Source organism: Blastomonas aquatica (assembly GCF_014639875.1).
GTDB classification, from domain to species: Bacteria; Pseudomonadota; Alphaproteobacteria; order Sphingomonadales; family Sphingomonadaceae; genus Blastomonas; species Blastomonas aquatica.
This window is the reverse complement of sequence record NZ_BMGD01000004.1, coordinates 192,662-208,557: the sequence shown is the minus strand read 5'-3', so window position 1 is coordinate 208,557 and position 15,896 is coordinate 192,662. Positions and strand designations below refer to the sequence as shown.

The window sequence follows — 15,896 nt, the reverse complement described above, 5'->3', positions numbered from 1 at the left end:
TACCTGCCTTGCCGCGCAGCTTCTTATCTGGCCGGTCGTCGGGGATCGGGGATCAGGGCGCCTGTGATGCACCCAAAGAGGCACGGAACTGCACCCGGTGCTATGACTCTGGGTCGCATTGGAACCATAGCGCCGGGTACAGAACTTTGACGCGTAGGAGTGCTTGCCATCACGCGCCGAGGTTGAATTTCGAGGCCGCTGAAAAGCGGATCTCTACATTCAACCGATCTGAATCAATTCAGATCATTAGGCCGCTTGCCACCCCAGCCTGCCTGTTCCCTCACCGATTCTTTACATGAATTTTCGGGCGCTGAAGAGTAGCAAATTGTTGCAATGTAGGGAAAAAAGTTATCACAGAGCAATAATTGGCGATGAACAGCAGTGTTGGCAGTGGAATCTTTCGGTGACCCGTCTAGCCAGCTCGACTGCCCGGCTGAGCAACCTAATTGCTAAAGCCCGTGAGGTGATGCGAGATGCGGTCGCAACGCGCCACCGGAAACAAGATCGCTAAGCTAACGCTGATGCCTGACCAGAATTGCTCACCAACCCATACTGCCCGGCCCACCTTTGAACGGACCGGCGTAGGCAGAAGTGATCCACCCGCCGTAAAATGCCCCCGGCTGAGGCACGACTGTTTCACCGTCCACGGTGCAATGGTCAAACGGTCCTGCATAGAATGCGACGTGATCGCGCAATGCTGCAAAACTTGCCGTAGGGCTGGGATAGCTCCAGCCAACACGGGGCAACACCTCCTCACCCACCACAACATCCCAGTAAGTTGCTGCGCCCTTCCATTCGCAAAATGAGCTGCCAGAGGCGCGCCGAAGTACCCCGGGGGCAATCGCATCCGGCGGGATGTAATAGCTCGGGGGATGGCTGGTTTCGAACGTACAGATGCTGGCGCGCGTTTCAGCGATGACGATACCGCGATGCTCAATTCTGACATGCGCATGACATGGTTCGGCAACCGCTGGTCGTGGAAAATCCCAAACGCTGCGCTGGCCCGACGATACGGGATCGCGTCTTGGCCTCATTGTTCGTTGCCCTTCATTTTTGGCCGCGCCCAAAGGTCGGACGTAGCCTTGATTTGCATGGCATCGGCAGGAAACGGCCTGTCGAACTGGTATAGATCATCCAGCGATGCGGTAAGCCAAGTTTGCCATTGCTCGGGCAACAGCACGACTGGCGACCGGTCGTGAATATGCGCCAACTCCGGCGCGTTGTCCGTCATCACGCCGGTGTAACAGTCGCCCCATTCGTCGGACGACCGCCATAACCCTGCCCACGCAAAAAGCGGTTCTTCCTTCAGTGACAGCCATGTCTCTGTCATCTTGCCTGGCGTTCCGACTGCCTCAGCATAGCGCGATGTGGGTATGAGGCAGCGATTGCCCGGCTGGACAGCCCACCGCTTCCAAAACGCTCCCAGCTTGTCAAAGCGGGCATTGTTGACGGGCTTGGGCTTGAGGGGCTGCCCTTGCTTGCCGCGTAGCACGACGGGAAACCCCCATGTCATCTGTTCCAGCACCATTTCACCATCGGCCAAGCGCACGATCCAGCCGGGTTCCTTCGGATGAACCGTGGGCGGTCCTTCGTTGTACTCCCGCAACCGCTTGGCGCTGAAATGATCCTCAATTCGGGTTCGTTCGCCCGGTTGGTATCTGTTGCACATGCATGGATGCTGGGGAGTGCCGCTGCCGCTGTCAATGTCGGCAGCATAACGCCTTGCCCACCTGCCGCGTGTTTGGAGGCAAGGGCGATCGATCCCCAGCTTGAAATGCCACGTGTCGAGAAACCCTATCAGGCTGGTTATGCGGAGCTGCTGTCCCTGCTCTGGAGTGAACGCCCATTCGCATTCATCAGTTAGCGCATTCCAGAAAGCGGCGCACTGCCACGACTCAGCTACCCCCGATTGATGCAGCCAGCTAAGCGCGAACTGCTGGCCCCAGCTTCGATCAACAGGGCCGCACTGTGCTTGAGCAAGCGCGTCCTCCAGCGTTCGCAAGGCTAGGCGGGCGAGCCGCTTAGACGGTCGCATAAGGGCAAACGGATGGCATCCCGGCAATAGAACAGAATGGGAACATAGACGCAATGATTCGGGCTAGCCGATATCGCGAGATGAGCGGCAAATGCCCTGCCGAGTAGCTGATGCCGCGAAAGCACATAAGTTGCCGACGGGCTTCGTGGTCGATCCGTCGCCAGCGGGTTGCGTTGGCAGGGGGGCCGCACATGGCAGCGTTTGCGATCTGCGGCTGTCCTGCGTCTCTCCGATGCCATGCAGTGGTTAATCATTGCCCAGGCAGGGAAACGAACATCCCTTTCGCCTGACCACATGTTTGCAAAACCTGTCATGCACCGACCGCATTGTGCAGCCCCGCCCAAGGGCGGCTGAGGGTGGGCAATGACGCTGGTCGCTCCCTGAGGGAGCGGCCTCCATTTATCGGGGCTGTGCCCGGTCAGAACGCGAATGCGCCCTGACCGGTGGCGGTGGTGAATATGTCAGCGTCTCCGGCGGCGTAACGCTCGCGGCCCAGCTCGGTCCAGTGCAGGAAGCCGGAACGATCATTGGCAAACCATCCGTATTCGATGCCATGGATCAATGCCCATGCGCCTTCGTTGGCGGGAAGGGCAGGGTGGTTGACTGGCCAGTGGACTGTGCCTGTGTCGGCCTTGCAGGCACGCGGGGTACTGAATGCCAGCATCCCGCGTCGGCTGGCAGGCTCGGGAGCGTCGATCGCGGCCATGATGGCGCGGGCCTCCAGCGTAGTGAGGTAGCCGGTGGGTTTTCCGTCATGCCGGGAATAGGTGAGGCCGTAAGCCACGGCGCGGGCAATGTCCTCTGCTGTGGTGTACTCCCGGGTATCGAGCAAGGCACGCCACTGCCCGGCACTGACAAGATCCACAGCATGCCACCATTGGCCGGTGCGGGCTTTGCTGACGCCACAGGCATGGGGTGCGCCGTGAGCGTCCAGCGTGAGGCCTAAGGTGGCTTCTACATGCCGCACAAAGGGATGAGCGGCCAGCAGCGGGTGCAGCAGCCCGATACGGCGGGTGCCGTCGCCTTCGGCTGCACTGACCTCGACCGGAAACTGAAACAGCCGGGAGGGGAGATTCCATGGATAGGGCAGGGGGAAGTCACGCGGCACAGCGAGGCTGCGGTTGATGTCCAGAAGGAAGGTGGAGGCGGCAAGGCCGCGCTCCACGATCTGCGTTGCAAGGCTGTCCATCATGCCGCCTCCTGCATGTCGGCAGGGGTTGCCAGATGGTGGAGATAGGCCACGGCACGCTCGGCATGGGCTGCGGCCTGCACGATGGCGCGTTTGTCGTTCCTGAGAACCTGCAGCCAGCTGGCGATGTAGCTGGCGTGGTCGGCGCGCGGTTCCAGTGCCAGCCCAAGGTCGGCCGCAAGGAATGCGGCTCCGATCTCGGCTACCAGCTCCTCACGAGCATAGCCTTCGTCGCCCCATGATTTGCGACCGAAGGAACGATCAAGGCGGGTGGGATGGCGCGTCCAGTGCACTGTCTCATGACCGCGCGTGGTGTAGTAGCTGTGGCTGTCCTCGAATGCTTCAAAGGGCGGAAGCTGGATGCGGTCGTCGCCGATCATGTAGCAGGCACGATCGCCGCCATGGCGTACCTCTGCCGGGACACTGGCAAAAAATGCCTCGGCGCGTGCATCGCGCTCGATACCGGGAAGCACGGGGGCAGGGGCCTCGGTGGTAGCAAAGCGCTCGGGCAAGCCTTCGATCTGCTCCGCGTTGAACACGGTGTAGGATTTCAGGAAGCGGAAGCCTTCCTCGCGCTTTTCGCCGCTCTGCTCATCGGTGCGGGTTTTGCTGCCGCTGCCGTAATAGACAATCGGCGCGCCTTTCTCGCCTTTACGCACTTGGGCACCCAGAGCCTGCGCCTGCCGGTAGGTCATCCATGTAGGGCTGGTATAGCCGGAGGCGATGCCCTCCAGCCACAGCAGCAGGACGTTTATCCCGCGATAGGGTTCGCCGGTCGCCCGCAAGGGGCGGGTCACGCGCCCGGCGAGCTTGTCCATGCTCCATGGTTTGGCCCACGGTCGGATGCCCTGCTCCAGTTCGGCGATGATGCGGTCTGTGATCCGGCTATGGGGATCGATGGTGGTGGTCTTGGTCATGATGTTTTCTCCTTCCTGATCCGCGCAGCGGGTCATGCGCCGCGCATGACCCCTGCCGACCCGGCGAGGGGCGGAGAGGGAGGGGGGCAAGTTCTGCCGCCGGGGGTGGTGCGGGCGCAGCCAAAGGCGAGCCTCGGCCCCAAGGCAGGACTTGCGGGGGAGGGAGAGGCAGAGCCCTTCCTCCCCACTCGCAATCAAGGAAAAGCTGCGCCGGCATTGCCGGCGATCATCATGGGGCAGGGAGCAGCCCTGCCCTGGACCGGTCAGGGATCGTCACCCGCATGGGCGTAAACCGATGCAACCGGATTACGGGCGAACGCCTAGAGCCTGGCCCGAAGGGGACCGCAAAGCAGTGCTTATTGGTCTATTTTCTCGGATTATCGGGCGGCAGCCGACCCAGAGCCGGCCGTTCACATCGGCATTTAGGCACGGCAGGTTTGGCCGCAAGCAGCCGATGGCGTTGACCTAATTGGACAGTCAGAAAAGCGCCCCGATAGCGGTCAGCTTGCGAACGCCGAAATTCGCTATACGCTGCCATTTAACCGTCGACTTGGCGCGTCCGCAAATCATTGGGAAGGGCCTAGCAGATTCCCGAGATGTCAGGCTGAAAACCGGCAACACTGAAATGACATCGATCCATGACTATCACTTTTCTCCATATGCCTGGTTGTGATGCGCGCTCTGAGGCGACCTGGCGAACGAAGATTAAGAATGCACTGGATCACTGCGGTCAAAATGCTGCATATATGTCCAGATGTTGTTCGTCCCGGACGGTCCCGATATTCCAATTTCGCTTCTGAGTGAGCAGCGGAACGGCAACTTGATGTTCGTGATCGGGGCGGGCGTGTCCGTGGCTGCGGGGCTACCGTTGTTCGGGCGTCTGGCGGAACTCGCCTATGAACGCCTCGGCCAGGCCATCCCCGGGAAGCCGGACAGCCTTGCTACTCAGGCCGAGGTCGAGGCACTCTCGGCGGGTCAATATGATCGTCTGATCGGTCTTCTTGAGCGCCGTCTGGTCTATCGCGGTACCGATTGGCAGCAACCCATCAACGCAGTCCGACACGCGATCGCGGAACTAGTGAAACCCAAGCGCGGGGCTTCATTCGCCGCCCATCGCGACTTGCTCGATATTTCGCGCGGCGGCGACGGCATTCCAAGAATCGTCACGACGAACTTCGACTCGATCTTTGAAAGGGCTTGGTACCGTCAAACTAAGCAGCGGCTTCCAAGCAGTGCGGGCCAAGGCATGCCGGCCGTCGGCTCGCCGGAGTTTGTCGGCGTGCTTCATCTGCATGGTCGCGTCGCCGATCGGATGCTGAATCTCAGCCAGACCGATCTTGTCCTCACCGCTCCGAACTTCGGCGAAGCGTATATGCGGAACGGCTGGGCCTCGCGGACGGTCTATGACCTCATGCGCCGCTACACGCTTGTGCTGGTCGGCTATTCCGCTGACGATCCTCCAATGCGTTATATGCTCGAGGCGACCGAAGAGGGCCGGCTCAACTTCCCCGATTTGAAGCCTGCCTACGCGCTGGTCGCCGACGATAAAAACGATGCGGGCGGGTTGCGCGAGATGTGGCGGGGAAAGGGGCTGCATCCGCTGATCTTCACTGTCCGGAATCACGATTATTCTCCACTCTATCGCACGCTGCGCGAATGGGCCGAGATGGTGCGCGACCCGCTAACCTGGTCCGAGGAAAAGATCAGGGGGATCACCGCCACCGAGCATGCGGCCAGCTCGGATACCGAGCGTGACCGGCTGCGCTATCTGAATAGTGCGATATCGAGCACTGCGGTCGTCGCATGCCACGCCGCCGACCCGGCGTGGCTGGAGGCGCTCGGGAGCGAGAACGAGCCGCTGGACGACTGGTCCTATCGTGCATGGTTCAAGGATCGACTCACTTCGTCGAGTGCTGCACGATACGCGGTAGCCTTACAAGGCCGCGACGCGATGCGTGTGGCGCATGCAATCGACGTCCTTTTACGTCTTCAGAACGACCCGCTCCCGGAACCCTATGCTACATTTTGGCCAATGTTCGTCGAAGCGCGGCTCCGGCCCGCTGCAAATCCCGTTGCTAGACGGCAAAATTCCGACGCGGTGAGCGCCAGACAAGTCGCCGACATGGTTGCTGCCGTGAAGCCGCGCCTGACAGTCAGCAGGAAGATCAGCTTCCGAGAGCCGGAAACGCCGAAGGGGCCTCCGCAAAACATTCACGACTTGGGACATTTCGAGTTCCGAGCCGATGAGCGCGATTGGCAACGTCGTCTGGAAGCGTGGCCCAAGACATCGCAGGCAGAGGTGAGATTGATCGAGGCGCTGGAGCGAACACTGGTGGAAGCACTCGAGATCGCCTCCGACGCAGGTCTCCTTGCACACAATGGCGACCTGCAATCGTGGGACATCGCGCTGGTGCACGCCCCAGAGCCGGACGACGATCTCTCTGAGCAAGACGATTGGCATCGCCGTGGTTGGCGGCGAAATCCCCCTGATCAGTATAACGATCACTTCGGACCGCTCATTCGCTTAATGACCGGTCTGTGGCGTCGGCTGGCCAAGCGGGATCGGATCATGGCAGCTCGTATTGCCGACGGGTGGGCGGGCCGCGACGCGATGATCTTTAAGCGGATTGCCGCATGGAGCGCGACGATATCAAATGCTGGTCCGGCGGAAGCTATCGAGCGCTACCTGAGATCTACCACGCGCGATCGCTACTGGTTTGGAGACAACAATCCTGAGCTGGTTCGCTTCTATTGCCGGCGGTGGAACCGACTCGACCAGCGGACTCGCGACCGGCTCGAGACTGCGATATTGGCCGGAATGAAAACAGAAACGGTGCGGCAATTCACTGATGTCGGACTTAGAAGGCGCACACGTGTTTACTACACGGTGCGAGAACTGTCGCGGATCACAACCGCAAAGGGACGTCTCTCCGCCAATGCGCGATCTCGACTGACCCGTTTTCACAAGGTATTTCCCAGTCTACCTACGAAAATTCCTATCTTGGCGGACTTGGTGAACGCCAGCTATTCTGGATCAGGGTATTCCGCAGACTTACGGGTATTGGCGCAGGTTTCCGACGAAGAACTAATCGCAAGCGCTGCGCGTGCAGAAGAGTCAGATCGGATCGGTCAATCGGACATATGGCAGGTGCTTGTGCGGGACGACCCGCAGAGAGCATTTCGAGCGCTGCTGGCGGACCAACGCCGTGGCCTTTTCGAAGCCGATCGATGGCAACCACTGCTGAGCCAATATTCTTATCAGGAGCACATCGCGAACCCGCCGCCGTTGCCCGATCTGGCGAAAGTGATCTCCGCAGTGATCACAGGGCCCGATGCGTCGATTATAAGTATGGCATATACGCTCGCTAATTTGATCGAGCGACGGGCGGACGCGCCAAGAAAACGGGTTTTCCCGACCGTTTTGCGCCTGTGGGATCGATTGTTACCGCTGGCAAGCCAAATCGACGAGCGGGACGAACAGCCTCATGAGCTGTCCGATGTTATCCTGTCGCACCCGCTTGCAATCCTCGCTAACGCATTGGTGCGGATGCAGAGCAATGTGCCGCGCGCCGAAGGCGGCGGACTCACGAAGAGATTTCGCACGCGATTCAATTCGCTCGCAAAACTTGGCGGGCGCCCGGGCCTGATCGCACGAGCCGCGTTGATCCGAGAACTGGCATTTCTTCACTGGCTCGCACCGGACTGGGTCGATCGCTACCTATTTCCGATCCTCGACGCGGGCGGGGAGGAGGCCATCGATCTTATGAGCGTTGTTTCGGTTTCCAATGCCCCACAGTATTCACCGCTGTTCAACCGTTTGAAGCCGTCAATTTTTCAAGCACTTGAGCACGACAAAACTGACGGAGCGGCGCGTGAGCGTTTGTCAGGCGCTGTGGTCAGCGCCGCCTTCGCAGTCATTCGGATGGAAGATGGCTTCGAACTTTCACCGGTCGAATGCCGCCATGCCCTGACACGAATGCCCAACAGTGTGTTGGCATCGATGGCATGGGAAATTTGCACGATCTTGCGAGAAATCGAAGAGACCGAGCGAGCCGCCACCTGGACAAACGTCATCAAGCGATTCCTGACCGACTATTGGCCAAACGATGTCGCGGCTCGAACTACAGAAGTGTCTGACGATCTGGCAAAGCTTCCGGGGCTGGCGGGCCTGGCATTCGAAGAGGCCGTCGATACCGTCCTGGGACTCATCCGGCCTACAAAATTTTATGATCTGCGCAATGGGCTGGAGCTGTGCGAGAGCAACGCTCCGATCGCGACATACCCGCGAACTGCATTGCGCTTGATCGCTTCCGTCATCGATCGAGAAGCGCCCCCGCCAAGCGACCTTGGGGACATAGTTCGCGATCTTCTCGCAGCAGATCCGACCATCGCTTCCGACCCAGCCTTCTGGCGGATGCGTCAGTTACAAAGGCCGAACTAGGCGGGAGACCGATTGATGAATGTCGGGTTTTTGCGCTAAACTCGCCGCTGTACTCAGCGCGCGGGAACAGCGGAAAAGTCACAAGACCGTCCGGCAGTCCCCGACCCCGACTCGGTCGCTCGGATCAGTTTCAGTGAAGGTTGGCTTCAAAAAGAAGCGGTCGATGGAAAGCTGCGAAGCAGACGGTCAGCAATGCGCCAATGCTGACGGTCAATTGAAATTTCTGGATGCCCCGAAGCGGAGGTTCGCGGACTGTAGCCACACTACCGGGCTCGGACATTCTGCTGGGTGGGCTTTGGAGCAACGACGGCTCGATAGCTGACACCTCGGCTGCGAGGTGCTATCTCCGTACAGCGCCCTAACCACAAGGAGGGTGGATGTTCTACAGGAGCAGCACAAGAGATGGCGATCGTAGCGGGGGAGTAAGAGATGCCGAAGTCGCGGGGGCGAAAGCCTAAAAGGCGGGTCGCAACTCGGCCACCCGGCAATCCAAACAAAATAGTCTTTCAGAAATTGGATTTCGGCATCGGCGAGCGGCAGGAGGAGTTTAAGGATGCCGTCCTTAGATCCGCCCGCGAAGATGTTGAAAAATATCCGGCCCTTCTCGATCAACTGTTCGGTGTTCTGAAAGAGCGCATGCCAGAAAGCGTTGTATCGACGTTCGCGTTTTACGGCACTCGCGCCGCGATAAACAACGATGGCGAAACCCGTACGCTAACCAAAGGTATCGAGCAGCATCACATCGAGCTGCTTTAGGGCATGGCTCTCGCCTTACCGGTCGCACAATGGGGCAAAGCCCCTTCCACAGCCGACGTTTTGCAGACCGTGTTCGATAGCGTGCCGCAGATATCCGATACGATTTTCAAACGCCGGCTGATCGCTGAAGCAGACGAAGTGGATGACGGCCAAAAGGCCCTAATGGCGCTTCAGGAGAAAATCAGGCTGCACACACAGGCGGTCAGAAACTGGGGATATTTCAGCGAGGTCAAACAGATTTGCCGCGAGTTGTACGCGTCGCTGGACGCCAAACTGGAGGCGGCGGCGGGATATACCTTCAGCGATATCCTCGACGTGTCCGAGAGCATCCTGACGACGATCGAGCAGCGCGGTAACGACCACATGGACGCTTTGAAGCGGGTGCTCAGCGCGCGAGATAGCAAGACTATGGTTGAAGGCTATTTCCGTGAATTCCCTGATCTCGTCGGCACTCCAGAAGGCTTGCTCGATGTGATACCGGAAGGAACTTCGCGAGAAGGCGTTATGGGCTTCTTGATGTCGCATGCGGACCTGCGGCATTCAGCGGATATGTCCGTTACCGCTTCTGAGATCGCCGCTATGACGGGTAAGAAGAAAGACCAGGTCGAGCGCATTTTGCGGATGCTCTCGATCGAACCAGGAGAACTTGCCGACCATAAAATCGAACACATGTTTCTCTCTAATCCCGTCTGGGCCCGCCCCGGAATTTATCTGGGTAGCGGGTATATGTTCGTTATGCCGCAGGCGATCTTCAGCCACATTAATGAGATCATGTGGAACGTCGCTACCTCAGCGAAGATCGAAAGCGATTTGTCAGATCGTCGCGCAACCTATCTCGAAGACAAAACGGAATCAGTGATCCGGTCGGTCCTGCCTACGTCAACAATCAAAAAAAATGCCAAATGGGTGGTCGGCGCTCAACAGTTCGAAACGGATATCATCGCCGTCATCGACAAAACAATATTCCTTGCTGAAGCGAAATCTCATCGATTGACGCCTCAAGGACTGCGGGGCGCGCCAGACCGTCTTAAGCGTCATTTGAACGAAATGGTGGTCGCGCCCTCCATTCAATCCGAGCGTCTGGCTAGGCACATCGTTGCGGCGCGCGCGGGCGATGCGGACAGCCTCAGGATTACGCAGTCTCTCAGTCTGGACGCAGGAAATGTCGATCAGATCATTCGGATATCGTTGACGCTCGACGACCTCTCAGTTCTTAGTTCATCGGAAGAAGAGCTAGCGAAAGCCGGGCTCATCCCCGACGGGCACAATCTGGCTCCGGCGATGCATATCGCCGACCTGTGCTGCATCGCGGATATCCTCGATGAGGAAATCCCGTTCCTCCATTATTTTTCGGAGCGCTTCCACTTCCAGAAACATTTTGAAATTTTCGGAGACGAGTTGGATTTCCTCGGCGTCTATCTGTCGACAGGCTTCAATCTCGGGGCGGAGCGAAAAGATTTCTATCGTCTGATGGTGTCGGGAATGTCTGGCATAATCGATCGGTATTACAACGCCCGCGACGCCGGAATAGAGCTGAATAAGCCCGCGCCGACGATCCACCGAAGCTACAAAGAAATCATCGACAAACTGGCTCGGACGAAGCCTGGCGGATGGACCACTATGGGCATTTTCATACTCAGCTCCGCGAGTCCCGAGGAGCAGCCCAAGGTCGAACGCGGACTGAACAGGCTCAGGCAGTCGGTCACGCGCAAGAAAGCGAAACCGGGCCATGATTGCTTCATGGAGATCGTGCCGCCGCTCAATCGCAAGGCAACGGTCGGCTTCTATGTCCATCAGGCGGCGTATGCCAACCTGCGGCGCGAGCATATGAAGCATTTCGCGGCGGAAGCGCTGGAGCGCGACGATGCCGCGAGCTGTGTCCTTTTCGCCAAAAATACTGATAACTGGTCTTCGCCTTATGAAGCCGTGTTGCTCGTACAGCGGCTTGAGAAAGTCGTACCCGAGATTAAAAGCTGACGGACCTCAAGCGGGGCGACGAACGCCCCTTATCGGTTTTTGTCGTCAAGCCGGCGACGGTTTCGGCAATCGATGGGCGTGCTCCCAACACCTGTGATCTTCCGCTCATCCGCTCAGGCCATCGTCGCCGCGCCAATCCGCGCACTGAAATCATGCTCCCCTCCGGGGAGTATCAAATACCGCATGGTCAGCGCATCACTCGGAGCCCCCCGCATGTTGTCATCGACCGCAAGGATCTGGACCGCCGCGAAGAAGCCGTTGGTATTGCGAAGGACTGCAATTTCACCGGTTTGGAGGGCGCGCGAGCGGGAGGTGAAGTCATAAGCTGACGCATCGGTGATCTGCTCGATGGCGGTCGCCCCGCGCGCAACAGCGATACCATGGATCGATTGGGGGTCGTTGTAGAGGTGGATGCTGGTGTCGCTTCCCTTGCTCCATTGGGTCTCGAATGTCGTCGCGTCGGTGCCGATGACGTACCGGCCGTTGAATGCGCCGTAGTCGAACGTCACCTCGCCAGACATGGCCCCGGACGCAGGCGGGGGCACGTCGGACTCCTTGCCCAACGTCGGTCCGACCCCGACCTTCCTCGCAATTTCCACTGCGAGCGCGGCCGGTGTGTAGCGTCCCGCCGAGAGGTATTGGATCGTATCGGGGAGTCCAGGCACCGCCGTGTCGTCGAACCGGTGTGTAGCGTCCCGCCGAGAGGTATTGGATCGTATCGGGGAGTCCAGGCACCGCCGTGTCGTCGAAGCGGACAGGAAGGATATATTCGGCCTCGTCCTTCATCTGACGGCTGACCGCCGAGCACCGCTCCTGGCGGGTCCATGCTTTTGCGACGTACTCGGCCGAAATGAACATCACCACATACTGGGTGCCGCGCGAGTAGATCTGGTGGAAGTGCTCGGCGCCATCCTTGCCCCACAGGGTATTGGCCTGGAACTCATCATAGAAGACGGCAACGTGGCGGGCAGCGAGCGCGCGGGCAACGTCGCGCACATACTCGCGCTGCTCACCCGCGAACGACAGCGCTACCTGATACGGGCGGGGTTCATGTTCGATCTGTGCGGCAACTGGCGGCTCAGCCGGTGGCACTGGTGACGCTGCCGGCGACGCTACGTCAGCTTTCGTAACCCCGACCTGATCCAGGCCCACATCAAATTGCCGGAAGCGGAAATCGATCTTGGGAAGCAGATCCTCCACGCGCTTGTTGATGACATCTCCGGCCGTGCCACGCCCCATCATGTCGATCCATTTATCCCGGTCGGCTGCGCCGCGCAGCACGGGAAGAAGGTCGCGTGCCCGCAGGAACGCTTGATCCCGGCAGGCCTGATAGTCGATGTCCGGCACCGACTTCATACGGCGTAGCGTTGCCAGCATCTCGCCAAGGGCCGCATCGAACTCCTTCTCGATCAGCTCGGCCAATGCCTTCAGCGTAGCTCCTGATCGGAGCAAGCCCCTAGCTGCGTTGCGCGTCGAGACCGCGTTCGCCTCCGCCTTCGCGCGGGCGCCGGCATCGTCGCGGATCGTGTAGAGCCGGGCGAGGAAATCGTTGATGGTCGGATGTTCGTGATTTGCCATGCCGACAATATAACCAATTGCGACAGTCGAACCACTAATACGAGCGATGGATGCGGAGCTATTTCTGATGCTGAACTTCACCGGCCTTAAAGAAAGCGGGCTCTCGCGTCGCCGCTTGGCTCATGGTAGAAAAACGGCGCATACCTCCGTAGTGCAAGGAACTTCACAACCTCCGATTGGGCAGACGACGTGCATCTCCAGTCGCCCTCCGATCGCTCGTCGGGGAAGCGCTGGACGTCCGCATATATCGAAACCTGCCGTTCGCCGAGTCACGTTGTAAGCGCAGGAAAGTCCCACGAGCTTCCGGCAGTAGCCGACCCAGACCCGGTCATCGCGATCGTCCATGGCGAATGTCCGTTGCTGACAGAAACCGCCAATTCGATACCGTGAATTAGCCGACTTGGCGGTATGCCTAGGTCATGTCGATCTTCTTGACACGGTCTATCCAGGACACAGGCACTATGTCTGAAAAAACCATCCCGCAATCGAGCTTGAGGCAGGACGCACGATAATCTGGGTAGGCCAGCCAATAGCTCCAAACACGGAACAAGTCGGAGACCGGATTGGGAAAATTGTCCGTCGGCATGCCGTAACGGTTGCATGACTCGAGCGCAGCGTCGCCTGGCACCAGCAGCGCGATGAGGTACGGTTGCCCGTCCGCTGCCATCAGGCCCTGGCCCTCTGCACCAAGCAGATGGTGCGAGACGTGCCAATCGAACTCAGAGCCTTCCCTCAGATAGTGATTGAACCCGTTCTCGAGGCCTGCCCTCGAGACCGTCAGATGTACCTGTCCTTCGCGCCTCCCAGAGCGCATTCCGGGGCCAAATAGCTCCAACGCTGCTGGCAATGTGTGCTTAACTTCGCCCCACCGGGGATGCTTGCTCAAGGCGCGTTCCAGGCGCTCGATACGCTGATGGACCCTCAGAGGCAGAAGGCCGTCGCGGCGAATGGAGGCCAGCTCGGTGGCATTGACGCGTGTGCCATGGTAACCGCGTATCCGATGGGACCGAAGCCAGTTGGTCATCACCTTAGAGAGAACCCGCTTATCCGCATGCGCCAGCACGACGTCTGCTGCGTCCTCGATGAATTCAGGCTCTGTGGCCCGGACGATCTGGGCCATGTCGCCTGGGAGATAGGGGCGTAACCGTTCCCATAAGCGAGGCCCCCATTCGGCATTGTCGTCAAAATCAAAGATGGCGGCGCGTTCCGTCACAGTTCGGCTTCACATTGGAACTCGATCGATTGCAGTTCCGCAGCGATCCGCGCGCACAGGTCCGAAAAATGATCCTTGAAGCTGCCAAAATTGGCGATGGCGTCCTTTGCCGCTTGCGCCGCTTCGGTGCCTCTTGCGTGGCCCTGCAACTTCGACCGCAGCCATTGTGCCTCCCGCAGCCCCGCTAGCTTGATCTGCTCATCCCGGTGATGGCCGACATTCAAAAGCTTTTCTAACAAGGCCAGCGTGCGGTCATTGTCGGTGTATTCGACCGATAAGCGGTCAAGGCGCTTGCGCAGGGGCTTTGTCTCGAAGCCTTCGACAACAAGCTTCGAGAGATCCATGAGGGCCTCGGCCCACTCATCCTTGCTGGCCGTCAGCGGAATGTTGGCCCGATCCATCAAATCGGGATCACGCAGCTTCCACCATTCAACCTTGCGGTCTCTCCATCGCCGGGCAATGGACATGACTTCCTCACGCGGGTGGCGGAACGTTACAAAATCACCTTGGAAATCGTTGATAATGGCGCGCTCTGAGATGCTGGCCTGCGGCGCGACGTTGAAGGCCAGCCAGTGCAGCTGCTCCGTGTACGGAAGGGCACGAAGATCGCAGATATACGCATGGACCTGACCAGCCTCATTCACGTCGTAGCCGCGCAGGTACCATGCCGCCCGGCAGCTCACTTCACGGTCTTTGATCGTGTATTTTTCGCGGTCGGTTTTGTATTTTGACAGCACCTCGGCCCGAAAGAACGCCGGGGATAGCTCGAACGGCAGATTGTTGCCCTCCGCCTGAAAATAATTGGTCGTCGCTGCCGGGTCGGTCGAAATTTTGGTAAGTCGGTCATTGCGCCAATCATGCGCAATGAACTCAACGTATTGCTTGGACTTGTTCCCACTCCAGCTATCCGTCACGCCTTGGAAGACCTGGTCAGCTCCACGGCGCGGGCGGATGATCTGGATGCCGCGCGTGTAAGCACAGCGTCCGCAGTGGCGCTGGCGGTAGAAGAAATCGGCAGAATCGACGTGAACCACTTCTTCGATGTCGTCCGGCCAACCATTAAATTCGCTGTGCTTCAGCAAGGTGAGATCGAACATGCGCACCAGCGAGCAACGTGCAATGGTCAGGTATTCCTCTAGCTCTTCCCACGTAAACGAGACGAGTCGTACCTCTTCGCCACTGCGACCTAACGTGACGGATGCGCAGTGCCGAAGATCACCGTGGTCGTCGAAGCGGCAATAGGCAGTTTCCTCAGGGCGCCAGTGAATGCCCGTCAGATGCGTGTATTCTTGATTGATCTCGATGTAGTCGCGCCCGTCGCCGCTCCACCCCTCAAATGTGCGCGCAAAAATGAGATCGCGCCCCTGATCAAGCGCCTCTGAGCCACGGTGCCGGTCGTCCCGCTCGATCCACATGTCCTTGCGGCCACCGCCGGAGACATAGCTTGCGATGCTGACATACGGATTACAGCTCCATCGCAGCAGGTCATCCTGCGATGCGGCCGCTAGCGCTTCATCCGGCACCACGATTGAGTGAATGAACGTGTAGGGGCCGGAACCGTAAATGACGATCTCGTCCGCTACTGCATTCTGCTTGAGGAATTCCATGTGCTGACCGGCACCGACCCATTGCACGTATTGCGCGTCATCCGACGGAAGCTCGTCGATCTTCTGGATCTTCTCGACGAGTTTTTTGTGTGCGAAGCTGGGCATGCGGGAGCGTTACCACACTCGGATTGTGCGGGAAATTGGACTTTGCACCGGAACGCAAGCACTTAGAGCAGCTGTGAC

The 15,896-nt window shown here is 59.0% G+C and carries 10 protein-coding genes; 3 read left to right on the top strand and 7 right to left on the bottom strand.

Annotated features, from left to right (window positions below; translation table 11 throughout):
- Positions 1-539: 539 nt before the first annotated feature.
- The 4 genes from IEW00_RS12795 to IEW00_RS12780 all read right to left on the bottom strand — a co-directional run bounded on the left by IEW00_RS12795 (position 540) and on the right by IEW00_RS12780 (position 4,141).
- Complete coding sequence (locus IEW00_RS12795; protein WP_188514937.1) at positions 540-1,034, bottom strand: DUF427 domain-containing protein; 495 nt, start codon at positions 1,032-1,034, stop codon at positions 540-542.
- Positions 1,031-2,002, bottom strand: coding sequence for an SOS response-associated peptidase (locus IEW00_RS12790; RefSeq protein ID WP_229737023.1), 972 nt, complete (start codon positions 2,000-2,002; stop codon positions 1,031-1,033). The genes IEW00_RS12795 and IEW00_RS12790 overlap by 4 nt, the downstream gene beginning before the upstream one ends.
- A 451-nt stretch (positions 2,003-2,453) precedes the next feature.
- Positions 2,454-3,227: a hypothetical protein gene (locus IEW00_RS12785; RefSeq protein WP_188514795.1), complete on the bottom strand. Its 774-nt coding sequence runs from the start codon at positions 3,225-3,227 to the stop codon at positions 2,454-2,456.
- Positions 3,224-4,141, bottom strand: a complete 918-nt coding sequence (locus IEW00_RS12780; RefSeq protein WP_188514794.1) for an ArdC family protein — start codon at positions 4,139-4,141, stop codon at positions 3,224-3,226. Before IEW00_RS12780 ends, IEW00_RS12785 begins: the two co-directional genes overlap by 4 nt.
- A 754-nt stretch (positions 4,142-4,895) precedes the next feature.
- Between IEW00_RS12780 and IEW00_RS12775 the strand changes: the two genes are divergently transcribed.
- The 3 genes from IEW00_RS12775 to IEW00_RS12765 all read left to right on the top strand — a co-directional run bounded on the left by IEW00_RS12775 (position 4,896) and on the right by IEW00_RS12765 (position 11,315).
- Positions 4,896-8,582: an SIR2 family protein gene (locus IEW00_RS12775; protein WP_188514793.1), complete on the top strand. Its 3,687-nt coding sequence runs from the start codon at positions 4,896-4,898 to the stop codon at positions 8,580-8,582.
- A 513-nt stretch (positions 8,583-9,095) separates the two neighbouring features.
- A complete protein-coding gene (locus IEW00_RS12770) occupies positions 9,096-9,338 on the top strand; it encodes a hypothetical protein (RefSeq protein ID WP_188514792.1) in 243 nt (80 codons plus the stop codon).
- 3 nt (positions 9,339-9,341) lie between these two features.
- On the top strand, positions 9,342-11,315 hold the full coding sequence (locus IEW00_RS12765; RefSeq protein ID WP_188514791.1) for a hypothetical protein: 1,974 nt from the start codon (positions 9,342-9,344) through the stop codon (positions 11,313-11,315).
- A 318-nt stretch (positions 11,316-11,633) separates the two neighbouring features.
- Here IEW00_RS12765 and IEW00_RS12760 read toward each other — a convergent pair whose 3' ends face one another.
- From IEW00_RS12760 to IEW00_RS12750, 3 genes are all read right to left on the bottom strand, one after another.
- The gene (locus IEW00_RS12760) at positions 11,634-12,974 is read right to left on the bottom strand and encodes a TIR domain-containing protein (RefSeq protein ID WP_188514790.1); all 1,341 of its coding nucleotides are present in this window, start codon (positions 12,972-12,974) and stop codon (positions 11,634-11,636) included.
- Positions 12,975-13,305: 331 nt separating this feature from the next.
- Positions 13,306-14,106 carry a hypothetical protein gene (locus IEW00_RS12755; RefSeq protein WP_188514789.1) on the bottom strand — a complete coding sequence of 267 codons (801 nt, stop codon included), beginning with the start codon at positions 14,104-14,106 and terminating at the stop codon, positions 13,306-13,308.
- Positions 14,103-15,818 carry a hypothetical protein gene (locus tag IEW00_RS12750; protein ID WP_188514788.1) on the bottom strand — a complete coding sequence of 572 codons (1,716 nt, stop codon included), beginning with the start codon at positions 15,816-15,818 and terminating at the stop codon, positions 14,103-14,105. Before IEW00_RS12750 ends, IEW00_RS12755 begins: the two co-directional genes overlap by 4 nt.
- Between the last annotated feature and the right edge of the window lie 78 nt (positions 15,819-15,896).

What these genes read in the sequence shown, in the direction of transcription:
- IEW00_RS12795 (WP_188514937.1), bottom strand. Translation starts at nt 1,034, where the DNA reads ATGAGGCCAAGACGCGATCCCGTATCGTCGGGCCAGCGCAGCGTTTGG.
- IEW00_RS12785 (WP_188514795.1), bottom strand. Translation starts at nt 3,227, where the DNA reads ATGATGGACAGCCTTGCAACGCAGATCGTGGAGCGCGGCCTTGCCGCC.
- IEW00_RS12780 (WP_188514794.1), bottom strand. Translation starts at nt 4,141, where the DNA reads ATGACCAAGACCACCACCATCGATCCCCATAGCCGGATCACAGACCGC.
- IEW00_RS12775 (WP_188514793.1), top strand. Translation starts at nt 4,896, where the DNA reads ATGTTGTTCGTCCCGGACGGTCCCGATATTCCAATTTCGCTTCTGAGT.
- IEW00_RS12765 (WP_188514791.1), top strand. Translation starts at nt 9,342, where the DNA reads ATGGCTCTCGCCTTACCGGTCGCACAATGGGGCAAAGCCCCTTCCACA.
- IEW00_RS12750 (WP_188514788.1), bottom strand. Translation starts at nt 15,818, where the DNA reads ATGCCCAGCTTCGCACACAAAAAACTCGTCGAGAAGATCCAGAAGATC.